The organism is Nocardia sp. NBC_01388 (assembly GCF_045040085.1).
GTDB lineage: Bacteria > Actinomycetota > Actinomycetes > Mycobacteriales > Mycobacteriaceae > Nocardia.
On sequence record NZ_CP109553.1, the window covers coordinates 7743415 to 7759345 of the forward strand.

A 15931-nucleotide genomic window follows, 5' to 3' on the forward strand; every position below is an offset into this window, starting at 1 on the left:
ATCAGGGCAAATCTTTAGTGTGTGTTTCAACTCACATGCCGCAGGGTATATTTCGCTGAAATAGCTGCTCGGCGGTTTACTCGGCGGGATCTGCATATTCGCCGAATGGTTGCCGGGTGCCTGGCCCGAGTTACCGAGAGGATGAAATGCACACCTTCGCTCGACGTACGGCTGGCATCATCGCGGCCGTTGCGGTCGTGACCCTTTTCACCGCGGGCTGCGATAAGGACAATAAGGATTCCAAGTCCGATACGACCAGCACGGTCGTGGTGACCACCACCGAGCAGCCGACCACCGGCGGCGAGACCACCGGCGCCACCGAGACCAAGATCGCCACCCGGGACGGTGAAATCGCAGTCGGCGGAACCGTTCTCGCCAAGTACAACGAATTCAAGGGTGAGGCCGGACCGCTCGGCGCGCCCACCGGTCCGGAGCAGGACACACCCGGCGGCGGCATCTCACAGGAATTCGCGGGCGGCGCCATCTGCAGCAGCCCGACGACCGGAACGCACGTGGTGTGGGGCGAGATCCGCAAGGCCTGGGACGAGAACGGCGGCCCCGGAGGCAAACTCGGCTACCCGACCAGTGATGAGACCGATATCCCCGGCGGAAAGCAGAGTGAGTTCACCGGCGGCAATATCACCTGGGTGAACGGGCAGACCAGCGTCAACGAGAAGTAGCGGGGCCGTCGGTCCGGGGCCTTCCCTGCCCCGGACCGCGTCGCCCGCACCCCGGCTGCGGCCGCTGTCGACGCCATAGCCGTTGCGAATGCAGGACGAAGATCCCCGCGTTTGCCGCGCAGCCGCTAGGTTGTCCACGTGCAGAACGATTTGGCCGACCGCGAACTGCTGGTATCGCTGGCAGCGGAGGTGGAAGCAAACCTGGTTCGCCATATCGCCCTCGCGGCGGAATGGCAGCCTCACGACTATGTGCCGTGGGACGACGGCCGCAACTTCGAGTTCCTCGGTGGAACCGATTGGGAGCCCGGGCAGTCCGAGCTCAGTGATGTCTCCAAGCTCGCGCTGACCGTGAGCGTGCTGATTGCCGACAATCTGCCCGCGTACCACCGGGAGCTCGGCAAGTACCTGCGCACCGGTCCCTGGTGGCGCTGGGTCGGCCGCTGGACCGCCGAGGAGAACCGGCACGAGATCCTCATCCGGAACTACCTCATGGTGACCCGTGCGGTGGATCCGATCGAGCTCGAGCGCGCGCGCATGACGCATATGGTGGAGGGCTTCAGCCGCCCCGCCATGCATCTGCTCGACGTGCTGGCCGCCTGCGCGCTCGAGGAGACCGCCGCCGCCATCCGGCATCGCAATACCGCGGCGACCGCCGACAGCCCGATCGTCGCCACCATTGCCGAGCGCCTGGCCGCAGATGACGAACTGCAGGCCGTCTTCTTCGCGAACCTGATCTCCGCCGCGCTCGACCTGGCCCCCGATCAGGCCGTGCGCGCCATTGCCGACCGCATCGCCGACTTCCACGTCCCCGTGGTCAAGCTCGCCGACGGCACCACCAGCGACGAACTGCTCGCCGAGGCCGGCATTTACGACCGCGCCAACGAGCCCGCCCTCGTCTTCGGCCCCCTCCTGGAGCGCTGGAACATCTTCACCCGCACCGACTTCAGCGAAGCCGGCGAGAAGTCCCGCGCCGAACTCGCCCACCTCCGCTCCTGACCCGGCCCTCGGGACCCACCTGAAACTTCAGCGGGGGCCTCGAGTGGCAATCGGACGCTTCCGCAGAGCCATCATCACGCATTTCGGCTGTCCCTCAGGGGCAGCCGGTTTGCGTTCGGCCCGACGGACCGCCCATGGCCGCTGTTTCCTGAGCCAGGACGGCGGAGTTCTTGCCGATAGCTACTGCTGCGAGGCCGCTCGGTAGCGCCGCAGCGCAATGCGTGCCGCAGTCTCAGCTCGCTGGTAACGCGATCGTGGCGGCGGCCTTCGAGGCAACCAGGCCCCGCGCGGTGGCGGGTGCTCACCTACGACTATGTCCGACACCGGATTCCGGCTGCCGCATGGTGGCAGCCGGTTCGTGGACGACGGTCGAGCTATCGTGCGGTCGGGGCGACTGTCAGCGGCCGCGGGCTGCCCGGAAGAGGCCGACGGCGGTGCCGCGGAGGAAGTTCTCCCAGCTGAAGTGGTCGTGCCACAGGGTGATTCGGCCGTCGCGGAGTTCGAAGGTGCCGCAGACCCAGAAGGCGATCTCGACGGGGCCGAAGCGTAGGTAGTCGGTGCGCTCGGTCAGGACCACGCCGTCCTCGTCGGCGGCCGCGTGGTGCATATCGGCCCGGAAGCCGTAGCGGGGATTGCTGAGCTTGTCGAGAATCCAGCGCACCCGGTCGGCGCCCCGCACATCCGGCAACGAGGTGTTCTTCCAGACGATGGCGGGATCGACGAGATCGAGGGCCTCGGTGACGGCCTTCATCTCCATGGCGGCGAAGAACTCGCGCACGGTGGTGACGGCATCCTGCTGCAACTCCGGTAAGTCGGACATGATTCGACTGTAGGCCGAGCACTCACTGGCGCATAGACATTCGCCGCCTTCGCACCCCCGACACAGCTACTTCCGGCTGGCGATCAGCGCCCCGATGCCGTCGAGAATGCGGTCGGTTCCGAATCGCAGTGCCTGGTTGCGGCCGGTGTCCCCGTCCGGACGGGCCGCCTGCTCGGCGAGGGCCTCCGCGACATGGGGATAGCGGTGGCCGTGCTCGATCAGCACCGCACCCAGTTCCTTGACCAGGTCCTCCTCCATATCGAGTCCGTGGGACGGCCCGAGGGTCTGCGCCAGGCCGCGGACATGACCGAACAGCAGTACCACACTGTCCATCTGCTCCGAGGCGGTCAGGCCGCTGCCGTCGAGGGCCTCGAGTCCGGCCTCCAGCCAGCTCATTTCATTGGGGCCCAGCGGCCGAATGCCCACGGCCAGCTCCAGCCCCCAGTGGTGGGCGCCGAAGCGTTCGAAGGCCGTTTCGGTATAGCGGTTCAGGTAATCGCGCCAGTTTTCGGCGGGCCCCGGGATCTCGGCACCCCGCTCCGGCGGCCGGCCGAGCGCCGCGTCCAGCATGACCGCGGTGAGCTCGGCTTTGCCCGGGACATAGCGGTACAGCGCCATCTTGGCGCACCCCAGCCGTTCGGCCAGCCGCTGCATGGACAGGTTGCCGAGCCCTTCGGCATCGGCGAGGGCAATGGCTTCGGCGACGATCCGCTCCAGCGTGAGGGACGGTTTCGGCCCGCGCTTGGGCTTCTGCTCGATACCCCAGAGCAGCTCTGTCGTGGTCGGTCCCGGCATGCCCGTCATCCTTCCTGAATTCTCCACTTGACGTCTAACTGCGTCCATCATACGCTAATTAACAACAGCGGCCGACGGACGCAAATAAATATCAGGAGTGACATCATGCGCAACACCACCGTTCTCATCTCCGGCGCTTCCATCGCGGGCCCGGCCCTGGCCTACTGGCTGAGCCGCTACGGCTTCGACGTCACCGTGGTCGAGAAGTCCCCCGCACTGCGGGCGGGCGGCCAGGCGGTCGACTTCACCGGCCACACCCACATGACGGTGCTGGAGCGCATGGGGATCCTCGCGGACATCGAGCGCCGCCGGACCGGCAAGACGGATATGGTGATCGTCGATGAGGGCGGGAACGAAAAAGCGCGCATCTCAGGCGATTTCACCGGCGGCGATCTCGAGATCCTGCGCGGCGATCTGGCCGATGTCATCTACCAGCGCACCGCGCGGAACTGCCGATACCTGTTCGGCGACACCATCACCGCGCTCACCGAGACCGCCGACGGCGTCCATGTCGAATTCGCGCACGCTCCCGCCCAGCGCTTCGATCTCGTCTTCGGCGCGGACGGCATCCACTCCCGGGTGCGGAAACTGGCGTTCGGCCCGGAACAGAAGTTCGTGAAGCACCAGGGCCACTACTACTGCCTCGCCGGCGCGTCGAAGTGGGAGAGTCAGCCCGATGCCCCGCGCGAGCGTGCGGTGTCGTACGCCCTCAATACGCCGGGCCATCTGGCCGGCCTCGGCAACTCCAAGGCCGCGCAGATGTACATGTTCGCCTCGCCCCAACTCGACTACGACCGTGATGATTTCGACGCCCAGCGCCGCATCGTCGCCGAGCAGTTCGCCGGCATCGGCTGGGAGGTGCCGCGCATGCTGGCCGACCTGCCGCATCTGGACGGCTTCTACCTCGACTCCCTCAGCAAGGTGACGATGAAGAACTTCGTGCAGGGCCGAGTGGCCCTGGTCGGTGATGCGGGCTACGGCAATACCCTGGCCGGCTTCGGCAGCGGTCTCGCGATTGTCGGCGCGTATGTTCTCGCCGGTGAATTGGCCGCCGCGGACGGCGATTACACCGTCGCCTTCCCGCGCTACCAGGAGATGATGAAGCGCACCGGGAAAATGGCCGGCGCGTCCAGCCCGGGTGCATTCCTGGCGCCCGAGACCGCGCTCGGGCTGCGCTTCCGCAATTGGTTCCTGGGCTCCCGCTTCTTCGCCATGATGGTCAAGTCCGCCGAGAAGTCCAAGAACGATATCGATCTGAAGAACTACCCGGAAATCGTTGCCGCTCGGTAAAATACGACAAATGCGGGCACGGTGGCGAATGCCTTCCGTGCCCGCACAGTCGTGTCCGGAACTACCTCCGGTGCGGGCTTACTCTTTGTTGTAGTCGACCTTCGACATGGACAGCACATCAAGACGGCGATCGAGTTCCTCGATCGAGAGCTTGTCGCCGATCAGGCCACGATCGATGACCGTCTGGCGAATCGTCTTGTGCGACTTGACCGCTTCCTTGGCGACGGCCGCGGCCTCCTCGTACCCGATGGCCGAATTCAGCGGCGTCACAATGGACGGCGAGGATTCGGCGAGCCGGCGCAGGCGCTCGACATCGGCCACCAGCCCGGCCACGCACTTATCGGCGAAAAGCCGGGAGACGTTGGCCAGCAGGCGAATCGACTCCAGCACATTGCGCGCCATCACCGGAATGTAGACATTGAGCTCGAAGGCGCCATTGCCGCCACCCCAGGCGATCGCGGCATCATTGCCGATGACCTGCGCCGCCACCTGCGTAACAGCCTCGGGCAGTACCGGATTCACCTTGCCTGGCATGATCGAGGAGCCGGGCTGTAGATCCGGCAGCTGGATCTCGGACAGTCCGGTGAGCGGGCCCGAACCCATCCAGCGAATATCGTTCGCGATCTTGGTGAGGCTGATGGCGACCGTGCGCAGCGCACCGGAGAGCTCGACCAGGCCGTCGCGGGCGGCCTGCGCCTCGAAATGGTTGCGGGCCTCCGACAGTGCGTCGATATCCGTCGACTTCTTCAGCTGGGCAACCACTTTCGCGCCGAAGTCCTCGGGCGCGTTGAGCCCGGTGCCGACCGCGGTGCCGCCGATGGCCAGCTCACCCAGGCGCGGGAGCGTGGTCAGCAGGCGTTCGATACCGGCGCTGACCTGCCGGGTGTAGCCGCTGAACTCCTGACCCAGGGTGATCGGCACGGCATCCATGAGGTGGGTGCGGCCGGACTTCACCACGTCCCGCCACTGCACCGACTTGTCCAGCAGCGCCAGCCGCAGATGATCGAGCGCCGGGACAAGGTCCTTCACCACGGCCTCGGTCGCGGCGACATGTGTTGCGGTGGGGAAGGTGTCGTTGGAGGACTGCGACATGTTCACATCGTCGTTGGGATGCACGGTGACGCCATTGCGCGCGGCGATGCCCGCGATCACCTCATTGGCGTTCATATTCGAGCTGGTGCCCGAGCCGGTCTGGAATACGTCGATCGGGAACTGGTCGTCGTGCTTGCCGTCGGCGATCTCGGTGGCGGCGGCGACAATGGCATCGGCCTTGGCCGGGTCCAGCAGACCCAGATCGCGGTTCACGGTCGCACAGGCCGCCTTCAACAGGCCCAGCGCGCGGATCTGCGCGCGCTCCAGGCCGCGGCCACTGATGGGGAAGTTCTCTACCGCACGCTGAGTCTGCGCCCGCCACAGTGCGTCCACGGGGACGCGGACCTCACCCATGGTGTCGTGTTCGATGCGGTACCGGGTGTCGTCTGCCATGAATCCGACCCTAGGCCCGCACCGGGGTGGATGGGGGCGCCACGCCTGAGGGAATCCGCACAGGACGGACCGGGAATACGACAACGGCCGGAGTGCCTCGAACACACTCCGGCCGTTCCCGCCGCCTCGAATCACCTATGAACGGTGACAACTGATCTCGCGAGATCAGGGTAACTCCCGGGGTACCCCCAGAACCGGTGCCGCACCTGACCGCAGGCACGGGACTGTCGTCGTTCCTACTGGTGCGCTAAAGGTTCGGAGAGGCGGGACGGCTCAGAACATGGGGGGCGCGGCTTGGTCGTCGCCGACGAAGTCGACCGAGGCGTATTCGCGCAGCTTGGTGAGGCGGTGGTAGGCATCGACGATGCGCACGGTGCCGGACTTGGCGCGCATGACGATGGACTGGGTGTACGCGCCGCCGCCGAAGTAGCGCACGCCGCGCACCAGATCACCGTCGGTGACGCCGGTGGCGCTGAAGAAGACGTCCTCACCGGAGACGAGGTCCTCGGTATTGAGCACGCGGTCCAGATCGTGGCCGGCGTCGAGGGCCTTCTGCCGCTCCTCGTCGTCCTTCGGGGCCAGCTTGCCCTGCAGCGCACCGCCCATACAGCGCATGGCGGCCGCGGCGATAATGCCCTCGGGCGTGCCGCCGATGCCGATCAGTACGTCGACGCCGGATTCCGGGCGGGCGCAGGCGATGGCGCCGGCGACGTCACCGTCGGAGATGAGGCGGATGCGGGCGCCCGCATCGCGGACATCCTGGATGTACTGATTGTGGCGCGGGCGGTCCAGCACGCACACCGTCAGATCGGAGACGAAGGAGTTCTTCGCCTTCGCGACGCGGCGCAGGTTCTCCGCGATCGGGGCCGCGAGGTCGATGACGTCGGCGGCTTCGGGGCCGACCGCGATCTTCTCCATGTAGAACACGGCCGACGGGTCGAACATGGCGCCGCGCTCGGCGACCGCGAGCACGGAGATCGCGCCGGGCGAGCCCTTCGCCATCAGGGTGGTGCCGTCGATGGGGTCGACCGCGAAGTCCAGTTCCGGGCCCTCGCCATTGCCGACCAGCTCACCGTTGTAGAGCATGGGCGCTTCGTCCTTCTCGCCCTCGCCGATCACCACGATGCCGCGCATGGTGACCGTCGATACCAACTGCCGCATGGCGTCCACTGCCGCGCCGTCGCCGCCCTCTTTGTCGCCGCGGCCGACCCAGCGACCCGCTGCCATCGCGCCGGCCTCGGTGACCCGGACCAACTCCAGAGCGAGGTTGCGGTCCGGGGCCTCACGGCGGGATGCGGGTGTCGGTGCCGTCATTACGGTGCCTCCTAGGTTGTCTACTGCTGCGTGAATTGTCGCATTGCGCTCCGGAGCCCTAGACAAGTACTTGCGTTTCACTTCCGGCTCGGCGCTGGACCTTTACGGACGAGCCGCTTGACGCGGGGGATGCGCAAGGGCGCGGACACCTGCCCTGTGAGGAGGGTCGCAGTAAGGGCCCGTGGATACTGGGGGCGTGTCGAACACGAAGCCGCGGATCCTGAACGACTGGCGGGACCTCATCTGGTCCCTCCTGCCACTGGTACTGATCTGCCTGGTCATTGCCGGCATCGCCAGCCAGTGCACCTTCACCGCGAACGGACCCACCCAGGGCCAGGTCCCGCACTTCGATGCGCACACCGCTCTCGCAGACGATGCCAAGACCATCGGATTCCCGATTCGCGAGCCCGCGCTGTCCGCCGATTGGAAGCCGAACTCCGGCAGCCGCGACACCATCCCCGCCGCGGGCGGCGGCGCGGTGAGCACCGTCGGCTACATCACACCGCAGGGCAGCTACATGCAGTACACGCAGTCCAACGCCACCGAGGACGTGCTCGCCAAGAAGATCGTCGGCTCCCGCTACGCCAGCGGCACCGCGCAGATCGGCGACCGCAAGTGGGTCGAATACTCCGAGCCCGGCAGCGAACCCGCCTGGATCACCGACTTCGGCGACGTCCGAATCCTGATCAAGGGCGCCGGCAACGCCTCCGCCTTCAACACCCTCGCCACCGCCGTGGACAACGCGCAGCCGCTCCCCGCGCACTGATCGCCCGCGCACTGATCGCCCGCGCGAAACAGCCCGCGCCGCAATCGCACAGCCGCAATGGGCGCTGTGAGACCGCGACGCGGGGCTGTTCGGTCGGACCCGGGTGGGTCGGAGAGGCGGGCTCCATCAGGGCACGGTCTTCGCCCCGGGGCGGTCAGTTCTCCGTGGTGCGGTGGGAGAGGGCGTCTTCGACGCGTTTACGCGCACCGGCGAGGTGTTCCTCGCAGCGGTTGGCAAGGGCTTCCCCGCGCTCCCAGAGGGAGAGGGAATCGTCGAGGTCGAGGCCGCCCTGTTCGAGCATCTTCACCACATTGACGAGCTCGTCACGGGCGCGTTCGTAACCGAAGGCGGCAATCTCGGTGAGGTCGGACTCAGTCATTCGGGGTGGATTCCTTTCGGGGGCCGAGGGATTGGGAGCCGAGCGCGGCGGCGGTGAGCGCACCGTCGGCCACCCGGATGCGGAGCTGACTGCCCGCGGGAGCGTCGTCGATGGAGCGGACCACCTCGCGTTCCTTGCCGAGAACCTTCTGCACCACCGCATAACCGCGCGACAGGGTGGCCGCCGGTCCCAGCGCGGAGAGTTTTTCACGCAGGTGCCGGGTGGCCGTGGATTCGGTGGTGAGGCTCTGGTTGATGGCGCGGCGGGCGGCGGTGCGGAAGCGCTCCACCTCGTCGTGGCGCTGCTCCAGCAGGCGCAGTGGGTCCGACAGCACCGGGCGGGAGCGGAGCTGTTGCAGGGCACGGGATTCCCGGTCCACCCAGCCGCGCAGCGCCGCGGCGGCGCGGGCCTGCAATTCGCGCAGCAGCGCGGATTCGGCTGCGGCGTCGGGGACTATGCGCTTGGCGGCATCGGTGGGAGTCGCGGCGCGCAGGTCGGCGACGTAGTCGCTGAGCGGATTGTCGGGCTCGTGGCCGATGGCGCTGACAATCGGGGTCTTGGCCGAAACTATTGCCCGGCACAGTGTTTCATCGGAGAAGGGCAGCAGATCCTCGACACTGCCGCCGCCGCGCGCCAGCACGATGACATCGACCGCCTCGTCGGCGTCCAGGGCGGCCAGCGCCTCCAGGATCTGCGGTACCGCGGTCGGGCCCTGTACGGCGGTATTGCGGATCTCGAATTGCACGGCGGGCCAGCGCTGAGTGGCCACCGTCACCACATCGTGCTCGGCGGCGCTGGCGCGGCCGGTGATGAGGCCGATGCGATTGGGCAGGAAGGGAATCGGGCGCTTGAGGCGGGGGTCGAAGAGGCCCTCCGCGGCCAGCAGCGCCTTGAGTCGTTCGATGCGGGCGAGCAATTCGCCGATGCCGACCGGCCGGATCTCGGTGACGCGCAAGGAGACCGTGCCGCGCGCGGTGAAGAACGACAGCTTCCCGTAGACCACCACCCGGCTGCCCTCCTGCAGCGGCACCGGCGAATTGCGCAGCAGATCCGGATCACAGGTCACCGTGAGCGACATATCGGCGGCGGTATCGCGCAGCACCAGGAAGGCGGTGCGGGTGCCGGGCCGCAGATTGATCTGGGTGATCTGCCCCTCCACCCAGACCGCGCCCAGCTTGTCGATCCACTGCGCCACCTTCACGGCAACGGTGCGCACCGGCATCGGATTCTCGGCGGAACTCGGCGGCTTCGCCGGCTGGTCGGTGGTCACCGCACCGATTCTGTCAGTTCCCACCGACCACGGAACGCCGGTCCTGCCAATGTCCTCCGACACAGTGGTGGCGGCCGCATCACTGCGACCGCCACGGGGTCTCAACTCCATGGTTCGCGGCCCGTCTCGGCTCTGGACTGAGTGGAGCGGGGGAGCGAAGCGGAGGAGCGGAGGGAGGGAAGACCGAGACTTTCAGGGCCGCGAACCCGCCCGGAGCGAAGCGGAGGGCAAATTAGACACAGTCATTTGGCCTTAACGGTGGCGATCCGGTTCGTCAGCATGGTGACGAACGGGGCGCGGTCGCGGGTGCCCTGTTCGTACGCCAGCAGCGTGGCCAGATCGTCGATGGTGAGCATGCGCAGCCGGGCGCGCAGCTGCGCCAGGGTCATGTTCGGGTAGTCGTAGCGGGTGGCCACCTCGGGCTCGACCACGGCGACGCTGCCATTCTGATGGCCGTTGGTCGAGGCCTTGGAAGGCGTTGCGGGGGCGGCGATTTCGGCAACCGCCGGCTCGGCCACGGCTACGGTCTCCGGCGCGGTGACAGCAGCCGCCTCCGGCGTGGTGACAGCAGCCGCCTCCGGCGCGGTGACAGCAGCCGCCTCCGGCGCGACGGCCGATTCCTCGGCGACGGGCTCGGCGATCGGTTCCGGTTCGGCCGCAATCGGTTCGAAGACGGGCGCGGCCGGGGTTTCGGTGACCGTTTCCTCGGCGACGAACAGGTCGAAACTGCTCTTGCGTGCCGATTCGGGTGCGGCGCTCGGGGTTTGCTCGAAGGACTCGTCCTCATCGAACGTCGCCCATGCCGGCTGTTCTTCCGGCTGATTGATCAAACGGTCGAAAACGGCATCGCCTTTGAGGGCGAGGCTGGTCACGAACTGCTGCAGATGCATGGTCGTCTGCAGCATCTGACTGATCGCGGTGATCGGGAAATTGATCGCGTTGGTCGGTAGCCGACGAGTTTCCTCGAGGGCATAGACGGCAGCCCCGGCGGCGACCCGGGCCAGGAACGGAGGTCGGAACATGCCCCTAGCCTGCCCGAAACGCACTGTGATGCAAAGGCGAGAAGTCGCCAAAATGCAATTTCGCCGACTTTCGAGACAAATCGCCTCTGGGTTCACGGCCCGTCTCGTTCTGGACCGAGTGGAGCGGGGGAGCGCAGCGGAGGAGCGGAGGGAGGGAAGAACGAGACTCCAGGGCCGCGAACCCCGCCGGAGCGAAGCGGAGGCAAATTCAACACAGTATTCTGGTGGGCATGTCTTCGGCTATCCCTTTGAACGTCGGAATCGTCCGGTCCGTGGCAGGTGATACCGACTCGCCGAAACGGGTACTGCTCGCCGAACCTCGTGGTTACTGCGCCGGTGTCGACCGCGCGGTCGTCACTGTCGAGAAGGCGCTGGAGAAGCACGGCGCCCCCCTCTATGTCCGCAAGGAGATCGTGCACAACCGGCACGTGGTGGAGACGCTGCGAGACCGCGGTGTGATCTTCGTCGATGAAACCGACGAGGTGCCGCCGGGTGCGGTGGTGGTCTTCTCGGCGCACGGTGTCTCGCCGGCGGTGCACGAGTCGGCCGCCGCGCGTGATCTGCACACCATCGATGCCACCTGCCCGCTGGTGACCAAGGTGCATCAGGAGGCCAAGCGTTTCGCTCGCGACGACTTCGACATTCTGCTCATCGGCCATGAGGGCCATGAGGAGGTGGAGGGCACCGCGGGTGAGGCGCCGGAACACATTCAGCTGGTCGACGGCCCCGACTCGGTCGACAAGGTGACCGTTCGCGATGAGAACAAGGTGATCTGGCTCTCCCAGACCACGCTGTCGGTGGACGAGACCATGGAGACCGTGCACCGCTTGCGCGCGCGGTTCCCGAATCTGCAGGATCCGCCGAGCGATGACATCTGCTACGCCACGTCCAACCGTCAGACCGCGGTCAAGGCCATGGCCCCGGCCTGCGATCTGGTGATCGTGGTCGGTTCGCGCAATTCCTCCAACTCGGTGCGGCTGGTCGAGGTCGCGCTCGGTGCGGGCGCCAAGGCCTCGTATCTGGTCGATTACGCCCGCGAGGTCGATCCGGCCTGGTTCGAGGGTGTGCGTACCATCGGGCTCACCTCGGGCGCCTCGGTGCCGGAGATTCTGGTGGAGGGTGTGCTGGAATTGCTGGCCGAACACGGTTTCGGCGATGTGCAGCCGGTGTCCACCGCCAATGAAACGCTGGTTTTCTCGCTGCCGCGTGAATTGCGTTCCGCGCGAGGCTGATTCACCTCCGATAACGCTGATTCACCTCGGATAGCGAAAATCCCCGCACTCTCCGGTGCGGGGATTTCTGTTTTCTGCGTCCGTTCTCAGCGTTCGATGCGTCCGGAATCTCGTTCGCGGTAGCGCACATTGGGGCGCGGATGCGGCGGCACCTCAGGGTTCGCCGCACGGCGGCGGCGGGGTTCCGCCGCGGGGTTGGCCGCCGGGTTGGCGCGGTCGGGCGGCGGTCGGCGATCGACCGGAGGCTTGCGATCCATCGGCGGTTTGCGGTCCATCGGGGGCTTGCCGCGCTCGGCGGGGGGCTTGCGATCGACCGGAGGCTTGCGGTCCGGGGCGGCCTTGCGGTCGGGGGGCGGGGTGCGCTTGCGATCGGCCGGGGGCTGCCGGTTGGCGCCCGGTTGACCGGGGGCCGCCTGGCGATCCGGTGCGCCCACGCGCGGCGGGCGAGCGGCCACCCGGCCGCCGGGCGCCCGGCGGCCCGCGGCCGGGGTGGACGTGAGTGGATCGCCCGCGTCCTGCGCTGCCGAGGCAGGGCCGAAGCGTCGTCTGGCGGGGTCCTTGGCGGCGGCCGCGCCGGCGCGCTGGGCGCGTGCGGCTCCGGTTGGCCGCGGGGTCCGGGTCCGCGGCGTGCTGTCCGAATCCTTGTTCTGCTCGCGGCGGTTCAGCACCACTCGCACCGCACCGACGATCAGGACCAGCACGGTGGCCAGCGCCATGGTGGGAAAGCGATTCACCAGCGGGATGGCCAGATTCAGCAGAATGTCTTTGAGCTTCAGGCTGCCGGAGTTGCCGAGCAGCAACTGATAGGAGACCGGCACCGCGACGAACAGCAGCAGCGGGGGCAGCACCATGGTGGTGAAGAGCCCGCGATATCGGACGACGAGCGCGGCCGCGAGGCAGCCGATCACGTACAGCGTCGCGAAGGTGCCGGTCAGCTCGGAGCCGCCCTGCTTATCGATGAAGAATCCGATGAACGTGCAGGTCACGGCAATGAGCACAGCGGCGCCCGCCGGGACGCCGGGGACCGTCGGCAGGATCGAACGGTGCGACGGGGGCACCTCTGCTCGCTCACGCTGGGTAACTGCCACGTCAAGCACACTAAAGCATGCAGCTGTTCCGCGAGGGAGGCGACATCATGCGGTGATCCGTAATGGCATTGCCCTATTAGTCGGATTCAGCGAATCCAACGGCCCGAGGCCAGGTTTCCACCTGATGTAATTCCGGCACCGGGGTGTCCGAAATCTCTAGATCATGAAGTTTGCGGGCCGTCACCATGACTCGTGTTTCGACCGAGGCGACGGTGTGATTGAACGAGTCCACCGCCTTGCCGAGTTGTGCGCCCAGCCGATCCAAATGGCGGCCCGTGGTGCCCAGCCGCGTGTACAGCTCGCGACCGAGCTGCTGGATCAACGCCATATCCTGCGACATGGCCTCCTGCCGCCAGCCGAGCGCCACCGTGCGCAGTAGCGCGATCAATGTGGTCGGGGTCGCGAGCACCACATTGCGGCCGAAGGCGTACTCGAGCAGACCCGGGTCGGCGCCCATCGCGGCATCCAGGAAGGGATCGCCGGGCACGAACAGGACAACGAATTCCGGGGACGGATCGAATGCCGCCCAGTACTCCTTCGCGGCCAATTGATCGACATGATTGCGCAGGTGTTTGGCATGGCGGGCGAGGTGGTGATCACGCTCGCGCGGCTCCTCGGTGGCCGCGGCCTCCAGATACGCGGTGCACGGCACCTTGGCGTCCACCACGATCTGCCGGCCGGCGGACAGGCGCACCACCAGGTCCGGGCGAACCACGCCCTCGGTGGTTCCGGTGGTGCCGGCGCGGCGGGTGACCTGGGTGTCGAAATCGCAGTGCCGGGTCATGCCCGCCAGTTCGACCACGCGCTCCAATTGGATTTCGCCCCAGCGGCCCCGTACCTGCGGCGCCCGTAGCGCGGCGACCAATTGCCCGGTCTGCGTGGAGAGATGGAGCGAGGTGCGCTGCATGCCCGCAACCTGTTCGCGCAGGCCGGAATACGCGTTGATGCGATTGTGCTCGACCTCCTGGATATGCCGGTTCAGGGTGCCGACCGCCTCGCGCAGCGGTTCCATCATCGAACCCAGGGCGTGCGATTGCCGCCGCGCCGCATCCTCACTGGCCGCACCCAGCGACTGATGCAGTAGCCGCTCGTTGTCGTGCATGGCCGAGAGCCGGGCCTCGGCCACGGCCGCGCGCTGACCCGCGCGCGCGGCATGCCCGAGCCAGCCCAGGCCGATCCCGGCGAGGAACACCAAAAGCAGCGCGAACAGCATCGGTGCGGTCATGGGTGGCGAGTTTGCCCTATGCCACCGACAAAACCGTGAAAGCGGCAACTGCGTGGCAGCTTTCGACGGAGCCGGTCGGCGCGCCGGGGTGCGAAGTTTGCCCGCGCCCGCAATACACCGGCGTGTTTCCGAAAGCGCGCGAGGGTACGGATGAATCTGTCGGAGGGATCGCCTACGTTTTGCGGCATGCGAATCCTGCACACCTCCGACTGGCATATCGGCCGCACCTTTCACGGTGTCGATCTGCTCGCCGATCAGGAGTGTTCGCTGCGCGCCATTGCCGAACTGGTGGCCGCGGAGCAGGTGGACGTGGTGGTGCTGCCGGGGGACGTCTACGACCGCTCCATTCCGAGTGCGGACGCAATCGCGGTGTGCAATCGCGGTTTCGAAGCCATCCGGAACGCCGGGGCGGCCATTGTCGCCACCTCCGGCAATCACGACTCGCCCACCAGGCTCGGTGCGCTGGGGAGTTTCGCGGCGGCGGGCGGGCTGCATCTGCGGTGTGGGATATCCGAAGTGGCACGGCCCGTAATGCTGTCCGACGCGCACGGAGAGGTCGCTTTCTACGGCATCCCATACCTGGAGCCGGAGATCACGCGGGCGGAACTAGGCGTGCCGCAGGCGCGTTCGCATGCCGAGATCCTGGATGCGGCCATGCGCTTGATCCGGGGCGATCTGGCCGAACGGGCCGGGGTGCGGTCGGTGGTGCTGGCACACGCCTTCGTGGTGGGCGGTGAGGCCACCGGATCGGAGCGGTCCATCTCGGTGGGCGGCGTGGAGACGGTGCCGCTGGGGGCCTTCGACGGCATCGACTATGTGGCGCTGGGACATTTGCATTCGCCGCAGACACTGTCGGAATCGGTGCGGTACTGCGGGTCGCCGCTGCCGTATTCGTTCGGCGAGCGGTCGCAGCGCAAAGCGGTGTGGATTGTGGAATTGGACGCCGGTGGATTGTCGGCGGTCTCGCGGCGTGAACTGCCGGTGGTGCGTGGGCTCAGCCAGCTCAGCGGAACGCTGGAGGAGCTGCTGGACGCGCCCGAGCACGCGGCGGCCGAACCGGACTATGTATCGGCGACGCTGACCGATCATGCGCGCCCGGTCGATGCCCTGCGGCGGCTGCGCGAGCGCTTTCCGCACGCCGTGCACGTGGAATGGGTTCGGCCCGAAGGCAATCCGGAACTGCACTATCGGGAGCGCGTGCACGGTCGCCGCGATACCGAGATCGCCCAGAGCTTCCTCACCGATGTGCGCGGTGCGCCCACCGCGGGTGAGATGACGTGGCTGGAGCGGGCGCTGGCCGCCGCGGTGCGGGAGAAGGAGGGCCCGGTGCGCGCCCACGGTGAGCAAGCGGGCGACGGGCTGGGCCGCAGTGCCGGCGTGGCGGGGACAGACGATCTCGTGCGCGCCGCGGGTGAAAGCGTGGACGGTCAGGTGCGCGTCTCCGGTGCCGGTGCGGAGGGGGGAGCCGCCGCTCGAGCCGAATCGGCGCGGCGGATTGCCGATGCCGGGCAGCCGGTTGCCGATGACGGGAGCAATCGCCTATCGGGCACTGATGAGCTCGACGGGGAT

14 protein-coding genes and 1 pseudogene are annotated in these 15931 nt (G+C 67.3%); 6 read left to right on the forward strand and 9 right to left on the reverse strand.

Annotated features, from left to right (window positions below; genetic code table 11):
* The first annotated feature begins 197 nt into the window (after window positions 1-197).
* A complete protein-coding gene (locus OG716_RS36655; protein ID WP_405134852.1) occupies window positions 198-680 on the forward strand; it encodes an LGFP repeat-containing protein in 483 nt (160 codons plus the stop codon).
* 138 nt (window positions 681-818) lie between these two features.
* Window positions 819-1676, forward strand: a complete 858-nt coding sequence (locus OG716_RS36660; RefSeq protein WP_405134853.1) for an acyl-ACP desaturase — start codon at window positions 819-821, stop codon at window positions 1674-1676.
* 397 nt (window positions 1677-2073) lie between these two features.
* Here OG716_RS36660 and OG716_RS36665 read toward each other — a convergent pair whose 3' ends face one another.
* Together OG716_RS36665 and OG716_RS36670 are read right to left on the reverse strand one after the other, a co-directional pair.
* Window positions 2074-2496 carry a limonene-1,2-epoxide hydrolase family protein gene (locus tag OG716_RS36665; protein WP_327142016.1) on the reverse strand — a complete coding sequence of 141 codons (423 nt, stop codon included), beginning with the start codon at window positions 2494-2496 and terminating at the stop codon, window positions 2074-2076.
* 66 nt (window positions 2497-2562) lie between these two features.
* Window positions 2563-3291 carry a TetR/AcrR family transcriptional regulator gene (locus OG716_RS36670; RefSeq protein ID WP_405134854.1) on the reverse strand — a complete coding sequence of 243 codons (729 nt, stop codon included), beginning with the start codon at window positions 3289-3291 and terminating at the stop codon, window positions 2563-2565.
* Between the two features lie 105 nt (window positions 3292-3396).
* On the opposite strand from OG716_RS36670, the gene OG716_RS36675 reads away from it, so the two are divergent.
* Window positions 3397-4581, forward strand: a complete 1185-nt coding sequence (locus OG716_RS36675; RefSeq protein ID WP_405134855.1) for an FAD-dependent monooxygenase — start codon at window positions 3397-3399, stop codon at window positions 4579-4581.
* Between the two features lie 78 nt (window positions 4582-4659).
* Here the strand turns inward: OG716_RS36675 and OG716_RS36680 are convergent, their stop codons facing one another.
* A complete protein-coding gene (locus tag OG716_RS36680) occupies window positions 4660-6066 on the reverse strand; it encodes a class II fumarate hydratase (protein WP_405134856.1) in 1407 nt (468 codons plus the stop codon).
* A 273-nt stretch (window positions 6067-6339) separates the two neighbouring features.
* Window positions 6340-7380, reverse strand: coding sequence for a class II fructose-bisphosphatase (gene glpX / locus OG716_RS36685; protein ID WP_327142012.1), 1041 nt, complete (start codon window positions 7378-7380; stop codon window positions 6340-6342).
* Window positions 7381-7576: 196 nt separating this feature from the next.
* Between glpX and OG716_RS36690 the strand changes: the two genes are divergently transcribed.
* Complete coding sequence (locus OG716_RS36690; protein ID WP_405134857.1) at window positions 7577-8146, forward strand: DUF4245 domain-containing protein; 570 nt, start codon at window positions 7577-7579, stop codon at window positions 8144-8146.
* 154 nt (window positions 8147-8300) lie between these two features.
* On the opposite strand, the gene OG716_RS36695 is transcribed toward OG716_RS36690, so the two are convergent.
* From OG716_RS36695 to OG716_RS36705, 3 genes are all read right to left on the reverse strand, one after another.
* On the reverse strand, window positions 8301-8525 hold the full coding sequence (locus tag OG716_RS36695; protein WP_405134858.1) for an exodeoxyribonuclease VII small subunit: 225 nt from the start codon (window positions 8523-8525) through the stop codon (window positions 8301-8303).
* The gene (gene xseA / locus OG716_RS36700; RefSeq protein WP_405140171.1) at window positions 8518-9747 is read right to left on the reverse strand and encodes an exodeoxyribonuclease VII large subunit; all 1230 of its coding nucleotides are present in this window, start codon (window positions 9745-9747) and stop codon (window positions 8518-8520) included. Before xseA ends, OG716_RS36695 begins: the two co-directional genes overlap by 8 nt.
* 290 nt (window positions 9748-10037) lie before the next feature.
* Window positions 10038-10817, reverse strand: a complete 780-nt coding sequence (locus OG716_RS36705) for a lipid droplet-associated protein (protein WP_405134859.1) — start codon at window positions 10815-10817, stop codon at window positions 10038-10040.
* Window positions 10818-11047: 230 nt separating this feature from the next.
* Here OG716_RS36705 and OG716_RS36710 point away from each other — a divergent pair, with 230 nt between their 5' ends.
* On the forward strand, window positions 11048-12049 hold the full coding sequence (locus tag OG716_RS36710) for a 4-hydroxy-3-methylbut-2-enyl diphosphate reductase (RefSeq protein WP_355119268.1): 1002 nt from the start codon (window positions 11048-11050) through the stop codon (window positions 12047-12049).
* An 86-nt stretch (window positions 12050-12135) separates the two neighbouring features.
* Here OG716_RS36710 and OG716_RS36715 read toward each other — a convergent pair whose 3' ends face one another.
* The gene (locus tag OG716_RS36715; RefSeq protein WP_405134860.1) at window positions 12136-13137 is read right to left on the reverse strand and encodes a DUF6542 domain-containing protein; all 1002 of its coding nucleotides are present in this window, start codon (window positions 13135-13137) and stop codon (window positions 12136-12138) included.
* A gap of 76 nt (window positions 13138-13213) precedes the next feature.
* On the reverse strand, window positions 13214-14362 hold the full coding sequence (locus OG716_RS36720; RefSeq protein WP_405134861.1) for a DNA recombination protein RmuC: 1149 nt from the start codon (window positions 14360-14362) through the stop codon (window positions 13214-13216).
* A gap of 186 nt (window positions 14363-14548) precedes the next feature.
* On the opposite strand from OG716_RS36720, the pseudogene OG716_RS36725 reads away from it, so the two are divergent.
* A pseudogene (locus tag OG716_RS36725) lies at window positions 14549-15703 on the forward strand (exonuclease SbcCD subunit D); the annotation flags it as partial.
* Window positions 15704-15931 lie beyond the last annotated feature (228 nt).

What these genes read in the sequence shown, in the direction of transcription:
- OG716_RS36665 (WP_327142016.1), bottom strand. Translation starts at nt 2,496, where the DNA reads ATGTCCGACTTACCGGAGTTGCAGCAGGATGCCGTCACCACCGTGCGC.
- OG716_RS36670 (WP_405134854.1), bottom strand. Translation starts at nt 3,291, where the DNA reads ATGCCGGGACCGACCACGACAGAGCTGCTCTGGGGTATCGAGCAGAAG.
- OG716_RS36675 (WP_405134855.1), top strand. Translation starts at nt 3,397, where the DNA reads ATGCGCAACACCACCGTTCTCATCTCCGGCGCTTCCATCGCGGGCCCG.
- OG716_RS36680 (WP_405134856.1), bottom strand. Translation starts at nt 6,066, where the DNA reads ATGGCAGACGACACCCGGTACCGCATCGAACACGACACCATGGGTGAG.
- glpX (WP_327142012.1), bottom strand. Translation starts at nt 7,380, where the DNA reads ATGACGGCACCGACACCCGCATCCCGCCGTGAGGCCCCGGACCGCAAC.
- OG716_RS36695 (WP_405134858.1), bottom strand. Translation starts at nt 8,525, where the DNA reads ATGACTGAGTCCGACCTCACCGAGATTGCCGCCTTCGGTTACGAACGC.
- xseA (WP_405140171.1), bottom strand. Translation starts at nt 9,747, where the DNA reads ATGCCGGTGCGCACCGTTGCCGTGAAGGTGGCGCAGTGGATCGACAAG.
- OG716_RS36705 (WP_405134859.1), bottom strand. Translation starts at nt 10,817, where the DNA reads ATGTTCCGACCTCCGTTCCTGGCCCGGGTCGCCGCCGGGGCTGCCGTC.
- OG716_RS36710 (WP_355119268.1), top strand. Translation starts at nt 11,048, where the DNA reads ATGTCTTCGGCTATCCCTTTGAACGTCGGAATCGTCCGGTCCGTGGCA.
- OG716_RS36720 (WP_405134861.1), bottom strand. Translation starts at nt 14,362, where the DNA reads ATGACCGCACCGATGCTGTTCGCGCTGCTTTTGGTGTTCCTCGCCGGG.